We start from the raw sequence: 24,058 nt of genomic DNA, 5'->3' as shown, positions 1-24,058 counted from the left end.
ATTATATAACACATTTACAAAAACATATAATACATTCATAAGAATTGTATATTTACTAAATATAAAAAAACGCTTAGACTAAATGGAAAATTATACGAATAAAAACAATGAATAGTATGTCTTTGAATATCTTTGAATTTTATTCTCAATACTTTATCCCATACCTTTTAATATTCAAAATACCGTAACTATGAAAACTTACGCATGCTAATCATCTTCAGGTGACGTTATCAATGTACTCTGATCGAATCAATGCACTACCCCCATACCTTTTTGCTACCATAGACGAAGCGAAGGACGAACTAATTGCCAGAGGAGTCGATGTTATAGACCTTGGCGTAGGAGACCCTGACCTGCCGACGCACCCGCACATTGTCGAGGCTATGCGGGAAGCTGTCTGCGACCCTAAAACGCACCAGTATCCTTCTTATGCCGGGATGCCGGAATTCAGGAAAGCGGCGGCGGACTGGTGTAAGAAATACAAGGGAGTTGAGCTTGACCCTGCGACTGAAGTCCTTGCCCTGATCGGGTCAAAGGAAGCGGTTGCGCATATTCCACTCGCGTTTGTCAACCCTGGAGATGTCGTGCTCTATACCGATCCCGGGTATCCGGTTTACAAAATAGGAACAATGTTTGCGGGTGGAGAACCGTATCCACTACCGCTAACTGCCGAAAATAATTTCCTGCCTGACCTGGATTCAATTCCTGAGAATATTCTGAAAAAGGCAAAGTTATTCTTCTTTAATTATCCTAACAATCCAACTGCTGCAACTGCGGACATGCAGTTTTTTGAAAAGGTCGTTAAGTTCTGCAAAAAATACGACATCATTGCAGTGCATGACAACGCCTACTGCCAGATGACATATGACGGGTACGAATCTCCCTCTTTCCTTGCTGCCAACGGGGCAATGGACATTGGCATGGAACTCTATTCGCATTCTAAGACCTATAACATGACAGGCTGGAGGCTCGGGTTTGCGGTCGGAAATAAAGACCTTATAATGGGGCTCGGTAAGGTCAAATCCAATGTGGACTCAGGCGTCTTTGATGCTATCCAGATCGCGGGCATTGCAGCACTCTGTTCTTCGCAGACCTGTGTCGAAGAAACAACTAAAATATATCAGGAGAGACGGGATGCTCTGATAGAAGGACTCAAGGCCATGGGCCTCAAAGTAAAGCTTCCAAAAGCTACCTTCTATATCTGGGCTCCGGTACCTGAAGGTTTCACCTCAATGAGTTTTGCAAAACTCCTGCTTGAAGAAGCTGGAATCATTGCAACCCCTGGTGTCGGGTTTGGAGAAGCCGGCGAAGGCTACATTAGATTTGCCCTCACAAAATCGGTCGAGAGAATAAGAGAAGCTGTCGAAAGGATGAAAAAACTAAAATTCTAACTACTTGAAGAAGTCCTGAGCCTTAGAGAAGCTCTCTTCATCATTAGGAAATCTTTTATTACTTCTAAAAAATATAAAACATGAAAAAATAATCTGGCCAGATACCCTGGGTACCAGACCAGAAAAAATTTTCTTTTTCATACAAGTATCAGCCTTTTTTGAGAGTTTTTATAGGAGCCTTATTCTTACAGGTTTTATTTTCTATCAAAAAAGATATTTTTCCCGGTTACGCTCAGCGGAATTCCAAAAACAACATCTGCATCCAGCAAGCCTGAAACTCTAGCTGCTGCACCAATTGAGTACATCACTCTATTGTCAATGCAGAAATCCTTAGCTTTTGCAACGGCTGCGCCTATAGCTATTCCCAGGTCCACATACTTGAGCATGCAATTAGGACCCCTGAAATCTCCTTCTACCTTTTGCCGGTTCAGCATCTCAGCACAGGTTTCAAAACCGCAGGCTCCACAGTCCAGGCCTGCAGCCCCGCTGGTTTTAACACCAATGAGGACAGCAGCCCCTGCATTTCGAAGATTTGCAGCATCCCTTTTTAGAAAAGCAAAGCCTGCGCCTTTTTCATCCGCCAGTTTTTCCATTTTCGAGGCAAGCACTTCGATATCAGGTTTCTCGACAAGGGCAGTCACTATATCGTCTATACCTTTGGCTTTCGGGGCAGTCCGTGCAGCCAGAAGTACATTCTTTGCAAGTGTTTCAAGTACTTCGGATTCAGGATTGAGAATCATGCCAGCTAATTGGAGTTGTCCGGGTTTAAGCATTTCGCAGGCTAAAAAGGCTGTTATATTTCATTTCCTCGTTAAAAGATAAAAGATTCCCCGTTTGCGGGAGCATACGCATCCACACCTATCTCTTCCGAAGTCCACTGAGCAAAACTTTCGGTTTTATCCCCGTGCATCACGAAGATCCTTTCCGTACCTTTCCTGCAGAAATCCTTCACAACCTTTTTGAGCTCGCTATCGCCGCTGTGTGCGGAAAAGTCGTACTGTTCTACCCTGGGTTTGAGAGCCAGGACATCTCCGTTGGTTTCTATCATCCGGTGCTCAAGCGCAAGCCTGCCGTTTGTGCCTTCAACCTGATAACCTGTAAGCAGAACTTTGGAACTGGGATCTTTGTAAAGCCGGCTCAGGTAGTAAAAGGCCCTCCATTCCGCATTCCGGCTGTAGTAACGATAACTGATGATTCTTTGAGGACTGCCTCCCTTTGCCTGTCTTTTACGGAAATAGCATGTTCAAAAGCTCCATTCAGGAGGTCCGGGGTTTTCAGGTACTCAGGATACTTTTGAGGATTTTTGTACATATTTCTGCCCATGCCGTCCACATAAGCCTAAATTCCGTGGGTATCAAGCAGCATAATATCTCCTGGATTCTGCCTATTGCAAATGCAGGAAGAAGGGCAGTACTCTCTATTTCCAGAGTATTCCGAATGGCTTCTATAAACTTCTTTTCTGTTTCTTTTCGAGGAATATGATCTTCCCCAAAATATGTGCTTTCAAGGATAAGGGTGTCTGCTTCGGGAAATTTGGCTGCCTCCAGTACAATCCTGGTCTCCTCCAGGTTGAAATCTCCTGTATAAAAAAGACTTTTTCTGGATTTGGATTCGAGATGGATTTCCTGAGCTCCCGGAATATGGTCTGCGGTGTGGAAGCAAGCCCTGTTGTCGTGTATTTTGAAAGTTTCCCCATAGTCTATTTTCTGGTCACTCGTAAAAGTTTCTGGGGGTCATCGGGGTCAAATGGGCTACATCCGAAAGCGTTATCTCTGCAAGTTTGAGGGTATCTCTCCCGAGAAGGAAGGTAAACTCTGCGGTAGGCGGAGTCGTGAAGACTTCAGGATTCAGGTACATAAGGTTAGGGACAGACCCGCAGTGGTTCAGGTACTCATGTGAGATCATGATTGTTTTCGGCTCAATATAATTGTAGAGGATATTCTGAAAACTCGATTGGATAACGTCGGCTTTTCATTAATATCGGTTCAGGTTTTCAATATTGATTTCCTTATTTATCATTCTTATTATATTATATTCTCTAAATAATAATATTGCTGTAATTTAGACCCATTTCTTCGGCATATAATATGGAGATAGAATTTATCCAATATTAATCTTCTAAAAAACGGATCTAGATGATTAATTGATAAAGCAAAATATGCTTAACCAATTCATAAAGCAGACCAAATGGTCTATTCACATACGGGGGGTAAAGAATGAAAATTGGATTGAAAACTGGATTGCTAGTTTCTCTACTATTGCTATGCTTAGCTATTCCTCCTAGCGCCGCACAAGCATCAGAACCTGCAGGAACCATCGCAGTCAAAACAGATAATGAAACTTCAATGAACACAACAACTTCGGCCCCAGGATCCGCACCATGGCTCACGAGCCCAGGGCTGAACACGGAAGAACAGGGACTCTACCACCTTCCCAGGGACCACCAATGGCATAGCGGACCTACCTACCACTTTAACGATTTCGATGAGTGGCACTACTTTACATTCCTGGGCAAGGACCTGACGACAGGCCACAACATATCTTTGTTTGTGTGCAATTTACAACAGGGTTGGCGCAATGACATACAAAGGCCCCACACCAGGGTTCTCGTAGCCTACCTCGACAAAGATGAAGCCAAGTTTTACAGTCATGCCATTGACCCGACGGGCAAGTTTGTGACCACGGGGTCCAATGGAAATTTTAATTATACGATAGGTGAGGTTGGTAAGGAGCAGGGTTTGGCCACGAACTACAGCTATTCCCAGGAACGGTGGAATTTCAAAGGGTGGGCGACAAACGAGAGTAATATGACTGCCGGCACTCCGTACAACTTTGACGTCACCGGGATCGTAAAGATCCCAGGCTACATTCCAATGGCTTACTGGGGGCTGGAAAACATTGGATTCAATGACCAGTACAATCAGAACCCTTCGACTATGTACGGTCTTTCATACTACTACGTAGCCCCGGAGATGGAAATGAATGGCACGGTAACCCTGGATGACGGCGTTGTCCATGAGATTGAAGGCATAGCCTGGTTTGAACACCAGTGGGGCAATTTCCAGTCACCTGAACAGCTCCGATACTTCTGGGGTTATGCCCGTTTCCCCAACGGGGATTCATTTACCTGGCGGCAGTATTACGGCAGTCCTGCGGGAGTTGTACCCACCACCGTACCTTTCAACTTAACAGCCGCTATGATGGGTTGGGACTCCCCGCAAATTCAACAAAACCGGTTCGCTTTTGTACCCAAGGGCCAGCCACCGCAGTACGCGTTCGGGCCGTCTATCGTGTACACGCCGATCAAGTGGTGGACATCACCTATAACGAATATGTCGTACCCGTGGTATGGAGAACTGAAGACGCCGAAAGGAACGTTCTACGTATCCCCATCTTCCACTCCCTCCCAGGAGAGCGCAGGCGCTGCGGGTCCATTCATAGAAGGAGCTTTGGAGCTCCATAATGGCTCAATTGACGGACCGGTGGTAGCAGAAGGGTTCTGTGAATTGGCGCAGCTACCTCCACTAGGAGCGCCAATCGCCCGTGGGCTTCCCGAAGCTACTGCTCCGGGATACATCCGTTTCGACGGCGGTCTGAACCACAGCGTGAAGAAACAGAACTGAACCTTTCGTGTGGGAACTGAACAGGTAAACACGTCGCCGATATGGAACGTCGGCGACGCTAAATCGACTGAGGCAGCTTCGGTCCGTCCATGGTATGGGAAAGCTTGAAGGCCTGGAAATCTCCAGTGTCAGGGCTTGATTACCTGATCGAGCCTTATAACGACTGGGTCAAGGGCTGTCCGACTCACCACCGGACGGTAATCCTGTTGATAGCGCCCAGCGGACATCCAACCTTCTTTAAGGAGTAGTTTTACCTCATGATGATCCATCAGTGCTCGATGAGTGTTTTCTAAAATGGATGGTGATCAAGCCCTTGTTGATAATGAATATATCTGGATGATTTAAATGCCAGTAATTCTGTCCAACGAATGCAATAAAAACACAAATAGAAAAAGATGTTTAAGAATCTTTTTTAATAACTATTTATCCTTTCCTTTTATCTTTAAAAGGTAAAAGATTCCCCGTTTGCGGGAGCATACGCATCCACACCTATCTCTTCCGAAATCCACTGAGCAAAACTTTCGGTTTTATCCCCGTGCATCACAAAGATCCTTTCCGTACCTTTCCTGCAAAAATCCTTCACAAGCTTCTTGAGCTCACTGTCTCCACTGTGTGCGGAAAAGTCGTACTGTTCTACCCTGGGTTTGAGAGCCAGGACATCTCCGTTGGTTTCTATCATCCGGTGCTCAAGCGCAAGCCTGCCGTTTGTGCCTTCAACCTGATAACCTGTAAGCAGGACTTTGGAACTGGGGTCTTTGTAAAGCCGGCTCAGGTAGTAAAGTACAGGCCCTCCGTTCAGCATCCCGGCTGTAGTAACAATAACCGAAGGTTCTTTAAGTACTGAATCCCGCTGATGGTTTTTTACGGGAATAGCACGCCCGAAGGCCCGATCAAGAAGCTCGGGATTTTTAAGATATTCCGGATATTTTTTAAGGATCTTGTAAACGTCCCTGCCCATGCCGTCCACATAAGCCTGAATTCCGTGGGCATCAAGCAGCATAAGTATCTCCTGAGTCCTGCCTATTGCAAAGGCAGGGATAAGGGCAGTGCCTCCGATATCAAGAGTGCTGAGAACTGATTCGATAAACCTCTCTTCGGTCTCTTTTCGCGGGATATGTTCTTCCCCAAAATACGTGCTCTCGAGAATAAGAGTATCAGTTTCGGGAAACTCAGCCGCGCCGGGCACAAGCCTTGTTTCCTTAAGGTTGAAATCGCCTGTATAAAACAGGCTTTCTCCAGATTCCGACTCAAGGAAGATCCCAGATGCTCCAGGAATATGGCCTGCATTGTAAAAACAGATTCTGTATCCATGACTTTTAAAAGTCTCTCCACAATCGATTTTTTGTGTTCGCCTGGCAAGCTTCTGAAGGTCATCGGGATCAAAAGGAGCTACTCCTGACAGCGTGCTTTCTGCAAGTTTCAGGGTATCTTTTCCAAGCAGAAAAGTAAAGTCTGCAGTCGGCGGGGTCATGAAAACTTCAGGATCCTGATACATCAGGTTTGGGACAGCCCCGCAGTGATCAAGATGTCCATGTGAGATAAGCACAACCTTTGGTTCCATGCTGTTGAGTGGATACTCCGGGATATCCCCGGTCTTTATGCCGTAATCAAGCAGAACCTCATCGTTTACCAGCAAACCCGAACGTCCTACTTCTCTGCACCCGCCTTTAAAGGTAAGCTCCAGAATAAAACCTCTTTAAAATCTATTAAAATTTTACTATAATATCTGATATAATATTTGCTATAATATTTGTTAAATACTTATTTGAACGCAAGGACAAACAAAGTCCAGATAGTCCCGGAATTTCCACCATTAAACACTGAAAAAGAGCAGGAAATTATTCTGCAAGCCCTGGATAAGCTCCAGAAAGGCCAAAAAATCAAAGTCGATTTTACAGAAGATACCACCTTTGAAAACGTCCAGAGTTATTTCACCGAGCAAGATTATCACATAGTACATTTCACTGGACATGGAGTAAACAGAAACGGCAAAGGATATCTTGTATTTGAGTCCGAAGACAGAACAGCCAGACTTATAGGCAATAAAACCCTTGCAGACCTTTTTTCAAACATGGGCATAAAGCTTGTTGTGCTCAGCTCCTGTGGATATTAGCTAAAGGCTCGAACAAAGAAGCTTTCTGTGAATTAGCTAGATGCTTTCAAAACGGAGAATCCCCGCTGTAGTAGCCATGCAGTATTCGGTACTGGATGACGTGGCAACAAAATTTGCATACACTTTTTATAGAACAAGTGCAAGCGGAAAATCAGTTGATGTTGCGCTCTATGAATTCAGAATTGCGATGAAAGATTCGGAAAAGATCAATGGTTTCGGTTTCGCAACTCCAGTACTGTGTCTTTCAGACTTCAACTGCGCCCAGGCAGGAAAAATCAAATTGCATGCGGCCACCCTACCCTAAACAAGCTGTCCGACAATTACTTTTGGTAATAAAAGAATTCCTTCTTTTTTGATTTAAAGGTCTTATTTGCTTTCTTTTTAGCATTTTTTATTACTGCCAATAATTATCAGACAGTCTTTAAAGGATGGGGTATTCGTGACCCTCTGCGCTCCAGTAGTAATAAATATTTCTTCTTTTGAGTTTGCATCTTGTAATTCGTTTTTTCGGAAAAGCCGGTCGTCTGCAACCGGTGAGAGTCCGGAATTAAGAAAAGCAATAACCATGTAATCCCAATAAGTAAATTTCCAGCAGTAATCAATTGCTTTCCCTACTATGAGTAATTTCATAGTTCACATTTTCTATTCCTACGCAATCCCTGACAAGCTTTTCTCTTGGGAAAGGATTCCGTTTTTTCCGGCATCCTGGCGGATCTTTTCCTCTTTGCCAAGTTTCCAGGCCATGAAGAGATTTTCGTCTTTTTCGGAAAATTGGCGATACATCTCTTTCACCTGCTAGGTTTAACTTTTCAACCAGGGTTAACTTTTCAACATACATCACTGGCTTTTTGGATAGGCTCCAAGTCACAATAATTCTGAAAACTGAAAACGATTTTATTCTATAAATTCAGAATACGGAATGAATATTATTTTATGAATCTTATAATATAGGGGGAGTAAAATGAGTAATATGAGTAAATCCTTAGAAGTTCCGTATATTGCATCAAATCTCGAAAGATGCATGTGTTCTCAGTGCCCTGTACAATCTGAGAGTGCATGTGCACTGGAAAAAATGGGAAACTTCAAAAGTGAAGCGAAAAATTTAGGAGAAGGTAAAGCTCCATCACCGCAAAGTGTTCCCGGAGTCTATTGTTCGGCAGGTGAAGCTATCTGTAAAGACCTAGATCCTAACAAAGACTGCATTTGTCATACCTGCCCTGTCTGGAAAGAGCACAATCTGGAGAATGCAAACGTAGGTAAGTATTACTGCAGTAACGGTAAGGCTTAATTCCCTTATTTTATCTTTTTAGGACCTGTCAGTTGAACTTAATAAACTGAGTATTAAATTTCCAATTGTCCAAAATGTGAATTTGACTATAACTAATTAGAACTTGCATTAGAACTTGCGTGGTTGAAATGGTAAATCAACAGCTAGTAAACCTTTAACTGTTAAAAATGCAAATTAAAACCATGGTATTTAGTGTAATTGATTTCAGTGTAATTGATTTCAGTGTAATTGATTTCAGTGTAATTGATTTCAGTGTAATTGATTTTGAACCTCAAGTGCATAATTCCGAACTACATTACATTTTTCAACTACTTATCCCGCTTATTTTTCCTTCAGGATTTTTTCTACTGCAATCACAAAATTTTCGAAGTTTTTCTGCCATTCAGTGTCATGTTTAAGCATTTCCTGGACAACTGTGCCCTTATCTTCCATTTTTGCGACTTTTGGCTCTATCGGGAGTCTGGCAAGGATAGGGATATTGAAATCTTTTGAAGCTTTTTCCACTCCTCCATTTCTAAACACTTTTATTGGCTTGCCGCAATGAGGACAGATCAATCCATGCATATTGTCGACAATACCTATAACAGGAACATTGAGTTCTTTAGAAAATCCGATTGATTTGCGGACGCTGACGAGAGCTACGTCCTGAGGAGTTGTTACAAGTACTGAGCCATCAATCTCGGGGATCAGCAAAGCCAGGCTCAAAGGTTCATCTCCTGTGCCTGGAGGCAGATCTATAATCAGAAAGTCAAGTTCTCCCCAGACGACATCTTCCAGTAACTTTTCGATAATCCCCATTTTTAATGGCCCTCTCCAGATGATGGGAGAGTCTTTATCTTCTAGTAGAAAACCTACAGACATCAACAAAAGATTGGGAAGAACCTCAACTGGCATTATGCCTTCTTCGCTAACTTCTGGCTTCATAGATTCCATACCGAAAATTGTGGGAATAGTCGGGCCGTGAATATCACAATCAAGAAGTCCCACTCTATATCCGTGCAGAACCAGTCCGATAGCTAGGTTTGCTGCAATTGTACTTTTTCCAACTCCACCTTTCCCACTCATTATCAGGATCTTACGCTTGATGCGTCTGAGGTTAATTATCATTTTGGGTTCAGTGGGTTTTTTCGATAAGTTTACAAGTGGTTGAACCTGATCTGTCATTTTGATCGCCTGCTTAAATTTCCCTTGTTCCCGTTAGTTATCTTGAAGGAAAGCATCTTCACTAATATCAGTACCTTTAGACATGGAACTGATCCTAAAACTCAAAATTACTTCTCTGAATCTCGGCTTCCGAATAATCAACTGATACCCTGACCACAAGAGTAGTTTAAAACTTTACTAATTTAGAGATAAAATTCATTTTGGGATCGGTTTTAAGATGATTCATTTAAACCTATTCCGGTCGATCTGTAGATTTTCCATATATTTTTAAATGTTTTAACATGCTATGAGTTTCTTTACACTCAATTCTTTATACTCAATTCTTTACACTCAATTCTTTACACTCAATTCTTTACACTCAATTCTTTACACTCAATTCTTTACACTCAATTCTTTACACTCAATTCTTTACACTCAATTCTTTACACTCAATTCTTTATACTCAATTCTATACTCAAAGCTTTTTAAACCTGTCATGACTCTTTTTCACTCATTAAGACGAGCTTCCTTCCAGAACTTATGACATCTTTAGTAAAAGTGGCAACTGTATTAAATAAATAAAGCCATATATACCCCCTAATATGAAATTTACTAGCCATAAAACTAAAAGAGTTTGCATGTTAACTTTAGTTTTCCATCCTCTTTTGATTTTCCAGCTTCTTCTGTTAATCACAAAAATAAATCCCAGGAATAAAATTACAATTCCTATCAATGAATGATTAAAATTACAGGAATAAAGGTTTGCGAGATTATGGTGTCGTATGTGAAATTAACTATATAAGGGACAGATAAGACGACTAGCAAATATCCGAATATGGATATCATATCGTGTCTATTTAATATTCCCTTACTTAATTTTCCTACTCTTAATATGATGAACCCAATAATGATAAGAACCAAGGCTATTTTTTGTAAATCAAAAGAAATCAACATGAACTTGTCACTGTCTATACCATACATTTATTCCTCCCCAAAGATAATAATCTTATAGGAAATATAAAAATAATCCTGGTCTAGTATATGTATCAACATTTGTCAACAGCTAATATTTATTTCAGTTAAATACCCTGTTGCTTTCAGTGAGATGCACCAGCACAAATTTGATTTCTAACTGTGAGCAGGCTGACGGTTCTTACTCCCGAATGTAATACTATATTGACAAAAGATATATATGATAAATATAATTCCTGTTTTTCATTTTTCAAAAGGAATTACTGTACAGGCAGCAGAAGATAGATAATATGGTCAGAAATGGGGAGTACAAAAGGGAAGCAGGTGAACAAAACAAAGATCTTTTCACCACCGCCTTTAAAACCACAGTTCCTGTGCTTCTTGGGTACATACCCCTTGGGATGGCTTTTGGGTTTCTGCTTGACGGTGCAGGATATCATTGGATCTACGCATTTATTATGAGCCTTTTTGTCTATGCAGGCTCTGGCCAGTTTCTGGCAGTAGCTTTACTTTCTGCAGGCGCAGGATTAACTGAGTTTGCCATAGCCACGTTGCTTCTGAATTTCAGGCACGCTTTTTACGGGTTGTCCCTGCTTGATAAGTTTTCCGGGATTGGAAAGGTTAAACCTTACCTGATCTTTGCACTAACTGACGAGACATACGCTCTCCTGACTACAACAGATGTCCCACAAGGCAGCTCAAAATCAAAGTTTTACTTATATATTGCAGCCCTTGACCACTCCTACTGGATCGCAGGTTCAGTTCTGGGAGCTGTACTAGGCTCTGTCCTGGATCTTAATCTTGAGGGCATGAGTTTCGTGCTGACTGCGCTATTTGTGGTGCTGACCATAGAGCAGTATTTCAGTTCAGAAGCGCGTTTTCCTTTCATAACCGCAGTTGGCGCAGGAGCCCTGTCTCTTATTTTATTCAGCTCTGACAATATGTTGCTTGCCTCAATTGTTCTTGGGACTCTGATCCTGATTGGCAGGGAAAGGTCAGTGCAGAGAACACAAAGAAAGCAAAAAACGGAGAAAACGGAGAAAACACAGAAAACACAGAAAACTCGGGAAACACAGAAAACTCGGGAAACACAGAAAACTCGGGAAACACAGAAAACACAGAAAACACAGAAAACACAGAAAACTCGGGAAACACAGAAAATGCAGGGAAATTCACAAATAAAGAAGGAAATTCGGTTGATTAATACACCCATGCAGTCTGTTGAAGACAAAATAAAGGAGGAAAACTGATGCTGGACGCTCTTCAAATGCTCATAACCATTACTGTCATAGCGCTTGCAACCTTTGCAACCAGAGCTCTTCCGTTTCTGTTTTTTGGTTCAAGGGAACCCCCTGCAATGCTTGCGGTTATTGAAAAAAACCTGCCTCCTATGATTCTCCTGCTACTTGTTATCTACTGCCTGAAAGACGTTCAATGGCTTACAGCTCCTTACGGGATTCCGGAATTGTTTACCATAGGTGTCGTTGCCGGGCTTCACTTCTGGAAAAGAAATGCCATGCTCAGCATCTTTACAGGAACGGCGCTTTATATGGTACTCGTGCAGTTCAACGTTTTTTCATTTCTCTGACTTTTTCCTCTTTCTTTCAGTGATTCAGTTCTTTTGCCTTTCTCTGACTTTTCCCCTTTCTTTCAGTGATCCAGTTCTCTTGTCTTTCAGTGATCCAGTTCTCTTGCCTTTCTGTGATCCAGTTCTCTTGCCTTTTCTGAAAAAATCTCCTGTTTTTCTCTGGTATATGCATGTTTCCAAATTCTTCATATACCGGGGTTCGGTTAAATCTGCAATCTGTTAAATGTCAAAATCTATAAGAAAGCCAACTGAAAAAAGACAAAAATATTTATATGCATCCATAATAATGCCTTTGTAATAAGTGACCTTACATGAATGAGAAAAAAATTGATGAGTCTTTACTAAAAAGTAAAGGATTTCTGCCTCAGAGGCAAGAAAATATGTTTTCAATGCGTCTGAAGGTCGTGAGTGGGAATCTGGATGTCGAAAAACTGCGAGCAATTGCAGCTGCAGCCGAGAAATATGGCTCGGGCTACGTTCACATAACCTCAAGGCAGCAGATAGAGGTTCCTTTTGTTAAACTTGAAGATGCGGAAGCAGCAAACAACGAACTTGAAAAGCAGGGCATTTCAGGAGGCTCTATCGGAAAAAGAGTAAGAGCAGTAGTCGCCTGCCAGGGAGATAGGGTCTGCAGAAACGGGTTGATTAACTGCGAAAGCCTGGCAAGCAGGATCGATGAAAAATACTTCGGAGAAGCTGTCCCTAAAAAGCTCAAGATTGCAGTAACAGGTTGCCCTGCAGCCTGTGTAAGGCCTCAGGAAAATGATTTTGGAATCATGGGTACGGTAATGCCCAAAATCGTCGAGGAAAATTGTGTTGGCTGCAAGCTCTGTGAAAAGGCTTGTAAGGTGGGAGCAATAAAAGTCCTGGAAGATAAAGCCTCTATAGATACTGAAAAATGCATTCTCTGCGGAGCATGTATTGCTGCCTGCCGGAAAGATGCCCTGAAGGCAGAAAAAACCGGATGCACGATCTTTGTTGGAGGCAAAGCCGGACGCCAGCCCATGCAGGGAATAAAGCTTCTTGAGCTTGCAGACGAAGATCAGCTTTTCTCAGTCCTTGAAAAAACCTTCGAGTATTACAAGAGAGAAGGTCTTGACGGGGAAAGGTTAGGAGAACTCATTGAAAGGCTCGGTATTGATAAGTATAAGGAAGAAGTTCTTTCCTGAGCTTTGTAGAAACCCTCATGAGCCTTTGGTACATGCATGATATATGAAAAACTTTATACTGATGTTAAAGTTTTTCATAGGAATCCTTAGTTTCAGCCTAAATGAGCTTACAATTTTTTTGCTTGTGTTGTACTGGCACTTTTAATTTTATTTTTTTTATTTGAGAGACTATCCAAAACCTTCCTGTAATTTCATCATTGCTGCTAACATTACAACTCCAAGGTATGATGTTTCTTTAATTTCATATCTTGGAAACACCTTCTTACATGATTTTTATATGATTTTTACACGATTTTATCCAGCTAAAGAACCTCTCTGAATCTTCTTACTTTACTTTTCCTTTTGTATTCTTCATACTCTACATTTATTGTTCTTCCCCTCTTCTTTTTCTTCTGATTTCTTGTTTTAGTTGACTATTTTGTGAGTTCGACATCTGGACATTCATTAAACATAAATTAAACATAAAAAAATTTATACTGTTTGTGGTCTATAATGGTTTGTGGTACTATGGACGAGACAAATACGATGGATGTGTATGCCTGCGCAGATAATAAGAAAATGCTTAACAACAAATGTATTGAAATTAATTATAGCGAAATATTTGAGAACAGCAAATTTTGCGATTGTGGCTCCGAGCTAAACAATGACACTGCCAGAGTTGTGCTTAAGGCAATTGCTCGAGCATCTGAAAAATCGTCTGTGACTGGCATTGAAACTGTACATATGTTGTGTATCACGAAAACAGAATGTAAAAAGTGTGGTAAGGAGTATATTGGTAAGGAGTATATTATGGAGTCCGCACAATCGATAGAGGAGCAAATACAGACTGAGTTCAGCGACTCTAAATATCGGATGTGCAAAATGTTTGAGAAATACCTGGACCGTATTGACATCGATAAACGATATGAGCTGAAATATATTCACTGCGAGTGTACACCAGCTGTCGAGAACGAGCCTGCACAGTTGGATACTACAATGGACTTACATATTGAGTAAAGATATAAATTCTAGAGATTCTTTTGAACTTAAGTTAAAAATATTAATTATTTAATTTTATAGAAATAAAACGGAGTTTTTTCATCATGCAGTCATCTTTTAAAATCGGAAACATAATGGACATACCTATCAAACTGGATACATCTTTCCTTCTGGCACTTCCGATATCTGCATATTTTTTCGCGATCAATTCACAGCCATACGGTTTTGCGGGAGTTGAGCCAATTATAGTTAAATATGCTCTTTCTACTCTTTCTGCTATCTTCCTTTTTGTCTCAGTACTTTTACATGAACTTTCACACTCTTATCTTGCAAAGCGTTATGGGGCCAATATTCATAGCATCACTCTTCTCCTGTTTGGAGGTGTAGCCTCTATGGAAATCCCACAGAAACCCGGACAAGAAGCAAAAATAGCTTTTGCAGGGCCTTTAATGAGCCTCGTAATAGGTCTTATCTGCCTGTTCACATACAATTACGTAATATCCTCTAACTCTGCGCTTTCTCAAAACCCTATATATCTTATTGTCTGGGTCATTGGATCAATGAACTTAGTGCTTGGGATCTTTAATTTACTGCCTGCCTTTCCTATGGATGGAGGCAGGATACTCCGTTCAGTTTTTGCCAGGAAAATGTCGTATGTAAAGGCTACTCATAGTGCAGCTTCCATCGGAAAGTTTTTTGCTGTTCTCATGGCGATTTATGGATTTTACGTAGGTGATATCTGGTTTACCCTAATTGCTCTCTATATTTATGGTAGCGCATCTAATGAGGATCGATTTTACTCAGAATTAGATAGATCTGTATGATATTTAGTTAGGGGTTAGTGGATTTTGTCTGATTCCTGGGATATGTGTGCTGGGCTAGCTAAAGGTTAGCCTATGTATTTAAGGTCCAACTTTAGGCTTTATCAAGAGGCTATTTGAAGGCTTTTTGAGTTTATTATTTGTTTTTCTGGCTATGACTGAGTTTCGCGACATAGTTGCTGGCGTATTTGTGCATATCCTCGCTGATGTGAGGGTATAGTTGACAGATTTTCAAATTTCTTCAAATAGCCTCTTACATGATTCCTATGAGGTTAAAAAATTGGATCAAAGATACCTAATTCATGCTCTTCTTCTTTCTTTTTTAGAGATTCAATTTTCTTATTTAAATATTTTATATTATTCTCAGCCCATTTACGAACATTAGGAATATTGTGATCCGATAGTTTCATCATTATCTCAATTTGCTTTTCGTAATAAGGGATTACAGAACCACTCCATGAAAAAGTATCTAAGTTCCTGTTTATTTCCAATAGTACATCAGGACGATCACCATAATTATTAATTATTAATTTTGCAAGAGGATGTAACGACCAAGAATTCTCATCTTTCGCAAAGATTGGCATTATTTTAGCAATCAATATCGGAGCCTTTTCAGAATTCTCTTTACACCATTCAATCAAAAAATCTAATGGTAGCTCAGATAAAATACTTTTATTGAAGTTTTCTGCATTGTTAAAAGAATCAAACAATCTCATTATGTGACTCTTTATAGTATAATTTTCAGAAAGTAATCCCATACCAAAAGTTGTCCAAACGATTTCCTTGTATCTTAACAAAAGCTTTTGTGTTATTGATTTAAGAATTTTCCAAAATAAATATACATTTATATTTTTGGAACAAATCTCGACAATCTCGTTTGAAATATGTGAAGCTAATTCGCGATCTTCATCCTCATTAAACAAGAAGGTGTCTAGAAATTCTAATAAGTAATGATCATAATTTAATGAATCTCTATCAAAGTTACTTATAATTCCAGGAGTCATTAAGATTTTTCTGATTTCTTCTTTACAGACTTTTAATTTATCAGGTTTATTCAGCGTATAATGGTAAAGTATTGCTAATGCTGAAAGTGATCCTTCATGACCAAATTGAGTCAAATCATTGCAAAAAGATAAAACTGTTTTTGGAGATTCATGAGAGAGGTCTAGTATTTGTAAGTTTTTAACTCCTATTTTTCCAGCATTAATGAGTTCAACAATTCGTATTAGATCTTTTTCAGCAGATGTGATAAAGCTTGTTAGGTAAACAGTATAAATATAAAGTTTTTCATCCATACTTATACTGTCTAATGCTTTCTGTACTAGTTCAGGAGATCTGGTATTTATTGCAGACAAGAATCCACCTAAAACAGTAGGGTCCACTTCTATTGGGTTCATTTTTTTCATTACAGATAACGATTTTTCAATAAAAATATCATTAGAAGTTAAATTTTCACCTAATGTAGATCCAAAAATAAAGCCATATACTTGTTTATTGCTAAATAATATATCTAAATGATTTAAGAGAGGAGTTATATCTTTAGAACATTCCTTTGCTAATAAAACAGCCTTATTATATGATAAGTCTATATAATTTCCATTTTCATCTTTTTTAAATATATTGGAAGGAATGAGGACAATTAATATTAGCTTTTCACTTATTGATATAGGCTTTAACATCTCCAGCCACTTTTTTAACCTATTTAGATTTCCCTCTGAGATTGCTGAGTCTTCATAATTAATAGATTCTTCAATTTCGTTATATACTTCAGGCCAAAAAATACCACTTTCATTACATATTGCTGTTAATGCAGATCCAATATCATCCATAAAACCATATTGAACTAGACTTCTGAAATTCTCAGTGATTTGCCTTCTAGATAGTTTTCCAAGCTCATCATCATAACAAGCTATTGGAATAAGACGTTGTAAACAAGCACGCCAGTAATTAGGAACATCATTTCGTGATCTGGGTATCCATTCTTCTTGGGGAAATCGACTTCCTTGACATTCTACACCTAAAAGACGAAAGAAACTATGACTACTTAAGGCACTCCCGAGTGCTTTAACTGCAAGAGCTTTATATTCAATATCATTTGAAATTAGGGCTTCATCAATCACTTCTAAACGAGCATTAGGTGGAGCTTGGGTTCCTGACAAGAAAATATGAAACAATTGTAAAAATTGACCGGTAGCGTTATTTCCACAACTTTCATTTTCAGCTACTGCAAAAGATAACATTAGTTTTGAAGCAATTGGAAACGTTTCCTTATGAAAACACAATTTTTCAAGTGCCCATATAAGATTTCTTCTTCCAGGACCGACTTGAAGAAGCTGTTCTTTGGTACAACTTCCAAAAACACGCTCGAGAGCTTCTACTGAAGCTTGTGGGTTCACCTCTACTAAAGAGCGAAATAACCTTGCACCCTTATCTGAATTTAGCACTTCTAACTGGCCAAAAAGAGATGAACTGCTGCATAATTCTTCTATCACTTCTACTACTTCTGGAAGGTTATGAAGCTTGCTAGTTTGATCACAAAGAGCTTCTGCCATCCCATCAGGCATATCAGCTGTGATAAGTTCTATTGATTTTTCTTTTCGGTGTCCCTTCCACCAATCTGTAGCTAACCCGAGTGCCAATGGCATTGGTACAACTCTTACAAATCGATTTCTTCTATCTAATATACCCTGTTCAATAAAATTTACAGCATATTCATAAAAATCCTCTTTTGAAATATTGCATATATGCTCTGCTACAAAGTTGCTCTGATCAACTACATCATCAGAAAAGCCAAGGTGCGTAAAAAGAGAACAAGCAACAATTACTTTACGTGCTGCTTCGTTTTCAGGTTTCCGACCCCAAATTAACTTATCCCTTAAAGTGTTTTTACTTAAACCTTTTAAATCACGCACTTCATTAAAGTTAGCTTCTGCAAGCTTGACAGCTATTTGTGGAAAGCCTTCCGCAAATTCAACAATACGATTTATAAATGGATCTGATAGTTCAGAGTGGGTTTGCTTTATAATTTCCTTTATAACGTTATTTGATACTCGTTCTAATTTTATAATATAGTCATCATCGTTTGATTCTAAATTGTAATCTAAGGTAAGTAAGCTTAATCGACTATCAGAATGTTCGATTTCTCTTTTTAGTCCTCTATGTAGTTCTAATTCACAATTATCGACAACTAAAATTCCTTCTAACTCCTGCTCACGCCATTGTTTAACTATTCCTTGCAATCCAGCAGAATTAACAGCAGCGTCAATATATACTACTTGGTCTGTAACTGCATGGTACTCAACACTTGTTGGAGAATTATCAGAGGGTCTAAAGACTTCAAGAGCAAGCCTTGTTTTTCCAAGACCAGACAAACCAATTATTCGAGCAACTTTTTTTGTTCCAGTGAAATGGTCTCTTAGTTGAGAAATGTAGTTTGAGAGTGTTTCATCAAAAACGTAATTAATATTATTCTCATGGTATTTACTCCAATCTTCCCATGTACTTATACAGCTTCGTAAATTTTTCCCAAGCCAATGATGAACTTGAATTATAAGAGAAATATAGTCACTTACCCACAGCCTAATTGAGTTTGCATCATAAATCTGGATATCAATAGTATCGTAGTAAGAAGTCCCTGTACTTTTTATTGAGTTTCGAAAAGCTTTTATTCTATCTTCTTTTGACTGTGAGGTACAATCGTCTGTGCAAAATAGAATATAACTTCCATTGTTGTCAAAAACTTCTTTTACTCGTGGTTTCAGCTTCCTATTAGATATAATCTCACTACTGCATTTAGAAGGTGGCATTCCTGTTGCTTTACACTGAAATAAAGTATAACGGTTAGGAATCCAATCAGTTTTTTCAGGTCCTTCTGACCATCTTATGCATGCATCTTCCCCTCCATCTTTTGCCTTAGTATTAAGAGTGCCCGATATTGAGGAGACGGGAAGTCCATATTTTCTCGCTTCTAAACGCAATAGACGCAATAGCAAATCAGTTAATTGTACTTCATCAAGTTTTTTTATATCATCAGGTTTTATTTCTAAAATATGAGTCATGAGAATCATCAAAAATAAAGAATTAACTTCTCTAATTTGTGAGTTTTATCCTCAGTGAGTTTTGTCCTTGAAAAACAAATTTCACTCCAAAAAAGACATTTCCACAACGAAAGGATGACTGAATTTCCACACTTAATCAATACATAACGCACTCTTTAACATACCACAAAAATATAGATTTAATTCTATAAATAATTACCGAAGCTTCAAGGCTGGCCTCGAGATATTTGGCATAACTCAACCGTGGCTCCTTATATTTTCGCCTGAAAGCTTAAAATGTATTATCAGAAAAAAAGCAGTTATGCAAAATACCCGTTTCTTAAAATTATTTAAGATTAAAAAAGGTTTTGGGGAAAAAGAATTTAGCTATCTGCGAAACTTCAAATGAATTTATATCTGTATGGAAGTTTTCGCTGTATGTTATTTCTTTATCCTATTTGGACACCTGACTTGGTGTGCAAATACTTAACTAAGCGGCCAAATATCCAGTTAAGTTCTTAGATATTCAGTCCAATTTACTATTTCTCAGTCAGTCCTTTTTTGTCGTCGTGCAGTGTTTTGTGATTTCGATTTCTTTAATTTCTGCTCGAAAGGCAGCAAGCTCCTTATACGAGCTTTATTCCGCACCAGTCCGAGAGTTCTGCATCAAGAACTCCTTCATGGACCATCTTCTCAATCTCGTTTTCAATCTGTCCGTAAGTGAACTTATAGTCGTGTGAGATTGCGGAGATGACATCCGGACTATGGCAGAATTTGTTCGGAAACGCATTGTTGAACATTGCTACGTTTTCGAGGATCAAATTCCTTAGTCTTTCCATTTTTTATCACCTCTTTTTTATTATTTTTTAGTTTTCTCTTCATTTCGGTTCGATTTCTCTTCTCCTCAATCACTATATTTGCACATCCGATATATATAGATTATCCTAATATACTATATAGATTGAGAATCTTTAAACTCTACATTGTATCTATATAGCTAAAGTTGACAGGCCGAAATTTAGAACCTGGATGCTTCAGAAATGAGACATTTCAGAGCTTAGACATCTTAAGGTAATATGCAAAGAGTATTAAAAATCAGGATAAATTTCGAGTAAATTAAAAATGAAATGCCAGATAGGAGTTCTTTAAGAGCTATCTAATTGCCTGTAAAACTCGTCTCTCTGGAGTATATCCTGCCATTGAGTACTCAAAATCCAGATTAAGCTCTATAAGATAGGGAGAGGAAATGGAAAAATCAGCGGAGAAAATAGAGTTTGGTAGGATTGAGACCTCTTAATTTTTGCGGGTCGTCACAGATAACGGAGTTGGGATTCCAGAGAAAATTAATTTCAGGCACACCTCTTCTCTGGGGTTTCAACTTGTAAATATACTTGTGGACCAGATCGAAGGCGGTATTGAGCTTGTAAAAGGAACAGAAACCTAAGATACAAAGAAAAAACTTGCCTGCCCTGAGAATAAAGCTGTAGGATTTACGCAGTTGAACTGAAAAATCAACAGCATCAGATCGTTAACTGTCTAAACCATGACTTTAATCCACAGTCTTTGCCATAATTGATTTTGTTCCTCAACTTCGTAAGTCCTAATAACTAATTTAGTCGAAAGCAACCATCAGGTGAAACAAAAGTAAAGTAGATGAAACACAAGGTGAAATGTAAGCATGAAAATATTACTAATTAAAGTTTAACGAATAAAGGCTACTAAAAGAAGAATCAGAAGAGTTATCAAAAGAATTGTCAAAAATCATATAATAAAAAGCCTTTTAGATTTATGAAGTGATCCATAAGGCCTGGTCCAATTTTAATGTAGTTTAGTTCTGTACTCAGTTAAGTTAGTACTTATTTAAGTTACCTTAGTCAAGTTACCTTATTTAAGTCACCTTAGTCAAGTTACCTTATTTAAGTCACCTTAGTCAAGTTACCTTATTTAAGTCACCTTAGTCAAGTTACCTTATTTAAGTCACCTTAGTCAAGTTACCTTATTTAAGTCACCTTAGTTAAGTTACCTTATTTAAGTTACATACTTTCTTTGTACGTCTTCTTTATACATCGGGACTTGACCCTATGGACCAATTATTACTATGTAAGTAATGGTATATAAGTAATGGTATAATAAACGACAATGTAATTTTTTAACTGTATTGCAAGAAAGGTGTAACCTAATTAAAGGCTTGAATTAGAGCTTTGGGCAAGATACAGGCAAGCTATTTAAAAGGGTTACAGATAAATTCGGCAAACTGCCCATAATGCAGGCAGACCTACCGGATAAAAATAAAATAATTACCTGACCCAATTACCTGACCCAATTACCTGACTCGGACCGGACAGCCAGAGTTTGTTCAGGCGTTAACACATTCCCAGGGCCGTAAAGAGCTTCTTTAAATCTGCCTTTGACTTCTCAACAAAAACCCCTCTCGTTCCCGAGATCATAACAGTCCAGTCGCCGCCGCTGTACATCCAGTTTTGCTGAGGTACCCAGTTCATCTTGTAGAGTTGCGTGTAAGCACTGGCCAGAGCATCGAACATCAGGTTCACGGCTCCGCAAAACTTGGCGGTCATCTCAGCCATTTCTTTTGGCATTTCATCCCTGGACTTATACTCCACAAGCTTTCCTTCGGGACTGAAAATCCCGGCTGCCATTACCCCATCAAACTTCAGAAGTTCATCTAACGATAAATTGCATTCCTGTGCAATCATATACTAACCCCCCAACTAAATTCGGTATATACCAATCAGCTTTCTATACCTGTGAACTTATACCGTGAATTTTTACTAAATCTTAAGATTTTCCGGAATTTCTGTTTTATCCTTTAAATTGCTTTTACAGACCTGCAGGTTTTTCTCCATGCCTCTGTGCATAACTCACTCAGTTCTCACTCAGTTCAGCGAAATAATTCAGTTCAGCAAGATAGTAATTCCTTCAGGCCTGATTTTTACGTAACGGAATGAAAAGGGATTGGCATGATATTATATAAAAATATCAAATTAAAAAAAGAAAATTGAAAATTCAATTAAAACCGACTTTCTCAGATGTCTTCAAAAAATAACTTTTTTCTTGTTGTCGTTTTGGAGAACTAATCGAAAATCTGCATCTATTATCTCAAATTAATCTTCGGGAAAAATGGATAATTGAAGATTTCAACGGAGGCAAAGGGTCGAAATGCACTCTTGTTATTGTAATTTCCAATTTATTGTAATTCCAATTGTAATTTCTTCAATTAACATATTAGTATATTAGTATATTAGCATATGAAACATTCAAGACTTTTTGAGTACTTTCTTGAGAAACTATCCTCTGAACCCCAAATTAAGGGTTAACAAAACTCAGTTTTCTAGTATCCTCTATCAAGAGACAAGCAAATTCTCATCCAAATATATAATGCTAAATATAATTAAATCACTATTTAATCTATAAACGGAAATACATAAACTATTCCCAGGCAAAATCTGCAGGTTGAAGGAACTTATGATAAAAGCAGGTAGTTCTTTTTTTCACAATGGAAAGCGCAGTACTACTGGTGCGGTTATCTTACTCAAAGGATTACCTTACATGGTTACGGTTTCTCATATATTTTGGGGTGAAGGAGACCATCTGACAGTTGACGGAATGAAACTCGTTGTTACAAGAATTTTAAAAGGATACGACATAGCCTTGATAAAGCTTCCTCCTTACACTGCGGTTGAGATCACGGAATTTAGAAGCCCGGCCGAACTGGAGCTGGCTGTTCTTGTTAACGATACTCGCACTATTAATTACTGTAGGGTGGCTAATTCTGGAGCTTCCTTGCTTTTTCTGGGCTTCCAGTGCCACGATATGCCTGAGCCTGAGGATAGTGGAACTCCTGTCCTGCAAGGAGGAAAAGTAATAGGAATGATGACCTCGACAACCCTGGATACCTGCATGGGAATCGCGGTTTCCTCGAAGATTCTCCGAAGATTCTCCACAAGCCTGTAAGTGATAAAAAGTTATTACTATCAGCTAATAAAACGCCTTCTTTTTTGATTTAGAGAATTTAAATACCTTATTTTTGCGTGCTTTTTCTCTGAAACTGAATTGTCGGAGAGCCTGTTTAGGGTGAGATGGTCACCTGCAATTTGATTTTTTACTTTCTTACCGAGGTCATCCCAAAACTTGAAATTTGCTTCTTGGACCTTGTATTTTGAATAATCAATCAAGCTCATGATCATGAAAATAATTCTGGGAATTCCCAATGATTAAGAGTAAAGTGGCTTTTGGGATAGGCTCATCAAGTACTTCAGGGTTTTTGAAGCTTCAAAAGTTGCTTCAAAAGTTGCTTTTTATCATATTTTTTGAGCCTCGGACATATCCCATTAAAGTTCATTGAAATCTATAAAAATATTCTACTTTTTTACATATTGACAAATTTGGAAAACTATTTATCAAGAAACAGTATCTTTATTTCAGCAAGGAGATCTAGTAACCATGTTTGAGTTAAAAGTTGTTACCCATTTTGCAGCAGCCCATCAGCTTAAAATGGTGGCCAAAAAGTGTGAAAACCTTCACGGACACAACTGGAAGGTTGAAGTTTGTGTAGCTGGAGAAAAACTCAATGAAGCCGGAGTACTGGTGGACTTTGGAGAATTAAAACAGAAAGTATCCGAAATCGTGACAAGATTGGATCACAACTTTTTAAATGAGCTTGAATACTTTAATGACAGCAATCCACCATCTTCGGAAAACATTGCCCAGTACATCGCAACTTCTCTCCAAACCATGCTAAAAGATCCAGAAATCAGGGTTACCAGTGTCACAGCCTGGTAATCGGAGAATGCCTGTGCAACATATTTAACCTAATTCTTTTAAAGGTCAGCTATTGTCTTTTATGAGCAAGTAACATTATTAAGGTATTTTTAACCTTCGTTTTCTCTACTGCATTTTCCTGACTGCAAATAATTT

25 protein-coding genes are annotated in these 24,058 nt (G+C 39.0%); 13 read left to right on the top strand and 12 right to left on the bottom strand.

The window, feature by feature from the left end:
- Positions 1 to 233 precede the first annotated feature (233 nt).
- Entirely contained in the window at positions 234 to 1,391 is a 1,158-nt protein-coding gene (locus MSBRW_RS11330; protein WP_011307556.1) for an LL-diaminopimelate aminotransferase, read from the top strand.
- A gap of 194 nt (positions 1,392 to 1,585) precedes the next feature.
- On the opposite strand, the gene MSBRW_RS11325 is transcribed toward MSBRW_RS11330, so the two are convergent.
- The 5 genes from MSBRW_RS11325 to MSBRW_RS23490 all read right to left on the bottom strand — a co-directional run bounded on the left by MSBRW_RS11325 (position 1,586) and on the right by MSBRW_RS23490 (position 3,296).
- A complete protein-coding gene (locus MSBRW_RS11325; protein ID WP_048103372.1) occupies positions 1,586 to 2,131 on the bottom strand; it encodes a ferredoxin domain-containing protein in 546 nt (181 codons plus the stop codon).
- A gap of 71 nt (positions 2,132 to 2,202) precedes the next feature.
- On the bottom strand, positions 2,203 to 2,439 hold the full coding sequence (locus tag MSBRW_RS23505; protein ID WP_230669714.1) for an MBL fold metallo-hydrolase RNA specificity domain-containing protein: 237 nt from the start codon (positions 2,437 to 2,439) through the stop codon (positions 2,203 to 2,205).
- Positions 2,440 to 2,528: 89 nt separating this feature from the next.
- Entirely contained in the window at positions 2,529 to 2,714 is a 186-nt protein-coding gene (locus MSBRW_RS23500) for a hypothetical protein (RefSeq protein ID WP_230669712.1), read from the bottom strand.
- Between the two features lie 121 nt (positions 2,715 to 2,835).
- Positions 2,836 to 3,087 (bottom strand): hypothetical protein, encoded by a 252-nt coding sequence (locus tag MSBRW_RS23495; RefSeq protein ID WP_230669710.1) that lies wholly within the window; start codon positions 3,085 to 3,087, stop codon positions 2,836 to 2,838.
- 14 nt (positions 3,088 to 3,101) lie between these two features.
- Positions 3,102 to 3,296, bottom strand: coding sequence for an MBL fold metallo-hydrolase (locus MSBRW_RS23490; RefSeq protein WP_230669707.1), 195 nt, complete (start codon positions 3,294 to 3,296; stop codon positions 3,102 to 3,104).
- Positions 3,297 to 3,607: 311 nt separating this feature from the next.
- Between MSBRW_RS23490 and MSBRW_RS11315 the strand changes: the two genes are divergently transcribed.
- Positions 3,608 to 5,014, top strand: coding sequence for a lipocalin-like domain-containing protein (locus MSBRW_RS11315; protein WP_011307558.1), 1,407 nt, complete (start codon positions 3,608 to 3,610; stop codon positions 5,012 to 5,014).
- Positions 5,015 to 5,456: 442 nt separating this feature from the next.
- On the opposite strand, the gene MSBRW_RS11310 is transcribed toward MSBRW_RS11315, so the two are convergent.
- Entirely contained in the window at positions 5,457 to 6,650 is a 1,194-nt protein-coding gene (locus MSBRW_RS11310; protein WP_011307559.1) for an MBL fold metallo-hydrolase, read from the bottom strand.
- A gap of 129 nt (positions 6,651 to 6,779) precedes the next feature.
- Between MSBRW_RS11310 and MSBRW_RS23905 the strand changes: the two genes are divergently transcribed.
- Entirely contained in the window at positions 6,780 to 7,127 is a 348-nt protein-coding gene (locus MSBRW_RS23905; protein ID WP_048102879.1) for a CHAT domain-containing protein, read from the top strand.
- A gap of 40 nt (positions 7,128 to 7,167) precedes the next feature.
- Positions 7,168 to 7,431, top strand: a complete 264-nt coding sequence (locus tag MSBRW_RS23900) for a CHAT domain-containing protein (protein WP_011307561.1) — start codon at positions 7,168 to 7,170, stop codon at positions 7,429 to 7,431.
- 77 nt (positions 7,432 to 7,508) lie between these two features.
- On the opposite strand, the gene MSBRW_RS11295 is transcribed toward MSBRW_RS23900, so the two are convergent.
- Together MSBRW_RS11295 and MSBRW_RS23895 are read right to left on the bottom strand one after the other, a co-directional pair.
- The gene (locus MSBRW_RS11295; RefSeq protein ID WP_011307562.1) at positions 7,509 to 7,757 is read right to left on the bottom strand and encodes a hypothetical protein; all 249 of its coding nucleotides are present in this window, start codon (positions 7,755 to 7,757) and stop codon (positions 7,509 to 7,511) included.
- An 18-nt stretch (positions 7,758 to 7,775) separates the two neighbouring features.
- Positions 7,776 to 7,910 (bottom strand): hypothetical protein, encoded by a 135-nt coding sequence (locus MSBRW_RS23895; protein WP_268990256.1) that lies wholly within the window; start codon positions 7,908 to 7,910, stop codon positions 7,776 to 7,778.
- Positions 7,911 to 8,088: 178 nt separating this feature from the next.
- Here MSBRW_RS23895 and MSBRW_RS11290 point away from each other — a divergent pair, with 178 nt between their 5' ends.
- Positions 8,089 to 8,415, top strand: coding sequence for a DUF2769 domain-containing protein (locus MSBRW_RS11290; RefSeq protein WP_011307564.1), 327 nt, complete (start codon positions 8,089 to 8,091; stop codon positions 8,413 to 8,415).
- 321 nt (positions 8,416 to 8,736) lie between these two features.
- Here the strand turns inward: MSBRW_RS11290 and MSBRW_RS11285 are convergent, their stop codons facing one another.
- Positions 8,737 to 9,579, bottom strand: a complete 843-nt coding sequence (locus tag MSBRW_RS11285) for an Mrp/NBP35 family ATP-binding protein (RefSeq protein WP_011307565.1) — start codon at positions 9,577 to 9,579, stop codon at positions 8,737 to 8,739.
- Between the two features lie 1,241 nt (positions 9,580 to 10,820).
- Between MSBRW_RS11285 and MSBRW_RS11275 the strand changes: the two genes are divergently transcribed.
- The 5 genes from MSBRW_RS11275 (at position 10,821) to MSBRW_RS11255 (ending at position 15,089) form a co-directional block, all read left to right on the top strand.
- Complete coding sequence (locus tag MSBRW_RS11275) at positions 10,821 to 11,780, top strand: AzlC family ABC transporter permease (protein WP_011307566.1); 960 nt, start codon at positions 10,821 to 10,823, stop codon at positions 11,778 to 11,780.
- Complete coding sequence (locus MSBRW_RS11270) at positions 11,780 to 12,118, top strand: branched-chain amino acid transporter permease (protein WP_011307567.1); 339 nt, start codon at positions 11,780 to 11,782, stop codon at positions 12,116 to 12,118. Before MSBRW_RS11275 ends, MSBRW_RS11270 begins: the two co-directional genes overlap by 1 nt.
- Before the next feature lie 311 nt (positions 12,119 to 12,429).
- Positions 12,430 to 13,287, top strand: a complete 858-nt coding sequence (locus tag MSBRW_RS11265; RefSeq protein ID WP_011307568.1) for a 4Fe-4S binding protein — start codon at positions 12,430 to 12,432, stop codon at positions 13,285 to 13,287.
- A 492-nt stretch (positions 13,288 to 13,779) separates the two neighbouring features.
- The gene (locus MSBRW_RS11260; protein WP_011307569.1) at positions 13,780 to 14,283 is read left to right on the top strand and encodes a hypothetical protein; all 504 of its coding nucleotides are present in this window, start codon (positions 13,780 to 13,782) and stop codon (positions 14,281 to 14,283) included.
- A gap of 86 nt (positions 14,284 to 14,369) precedes the next feature.
- Entirely contained in the window at positions 14,370 to 15,089 is a 720-nt protein-coding gene (locus tag MSBRW_RS11255) for a site-2 protease family protein (protein ID WP_011307570.1), read from the top strand.
- A gap of 269 nt (positions 15,090 to 15,358) precedes the next feature.
- Here the strand turns inward: MSBRW_RS11255 and MSBRW_RS11250 are convergent, their stop codons facing one another.
- Both MSBRW_RS11250 and MSBRW_RS11245 read right to left on the bottom strand, forming a co-directional pair.
- On the bottom strand, positions 15,359 to 19,144 hold the full coding sequence (locus tag MSBRW_RS11250; RefSeq protein WP_196297993.1) for a hypothetical protein: 3,786 nt from the start codon (positions 19,142 to 19,144) through the stop codon (positions 15,359 to 15,361).
- 605 nt (positions 19,145 to 19,749) lie between these two features.
- The gene (locus MSBRW_RS11245; protein ID WP_011307572.1) at positions 19,750 to 19,962 is read right to left on the bottom strand and encodes a hypothetical protein; all 213 of its coding nucleotides are present in this window, start codon (positions 19,960 to 19,962) and stop codon (positions 19,750 to 19,752) included.
- A gap of 461 nt (positions 19,963 to 20,423) precedes the next feature.
- Here MSBRW_RS11245 and MSBRW_RS22280 point away from each other — a divergent pair, with 461 nt between their 5' ends.
- Positions 20,424 to 20,567 (top strand): hypothetical protein, encoded by a 144-nt coding sequence (locus MSBRW_RS22280; RefSeq protein WP_155398215.1) that lies wholly within the window; start codon positions 20,424 to 20,426, stop codon positions 20,565 to 20,567.
- A 919-nt stretch (positions 20,568 to 21,486) separates the two neighbouring features.
- On the opposite strand, the gene MSBRW_RS11240 is transcribed toward MSBRW_RS22280, so the two are convergent.
- Complete coding sequence (locus MSBRW_RS11240) at positions 21,487 to 21,837, bottom strand: DUF2173 family protein (protein ID WP_011307573.1); 351 nt, start codon at positions 21,835 to 21,837, stop codon at positions 21,487 to 21,489.
- A 769-nt stretch (positions 21,838 to 22,606) separates the two neighbouring features.
- On the opposite strand from MSBRW_RS11240, the gene MSBRW_RS11235 reads away from it, so the two are divergent.
- On the top strand, positions 22,607 to 23,095 hold the full coding sequence (locus tag MSBRW_RS11235) for a hypothetical protein (RefSeq protein WP_011307574.1): 489 nt from the start codon (positions 22,607 to 22,609) through the stop codon (positions 23,093 to 23,095).
- Between the two features lie 489 nt (positions 23,096 to 23,584).
- Positions 23,585 to 23,923 (top strand): 6-carboxytetrahydropterin synthase QueD, encoded by a 339-nt coding sequence (gene queD / locus MSBRW_RS11225; RefSeq protein ID WP_011307575.1) that lies wholly within the window; start codon positions 23,585 to 23,587, stop codon positions 23,921 to 23,923.
- Positions 23,924 to 24,058 lie beyond the last annotated feature (135 nt).

Origin of the sequence: Methanosarcina barkeri str. Wiesmoor (assembly GCF_000969985.1) — an archaeon.
GTDB lineage: Archaea > Halobacteriota > Methanosarcinia > Methanosarcinales > Methanosarcinaceae > Methanosarcina > Methanosarcina barkeri_B.
The sequence above is the reverse complement of the archived record's forward strand: the minus strand, read 5'-3'. Positions and strand labels throughout refer to the sequence as shown.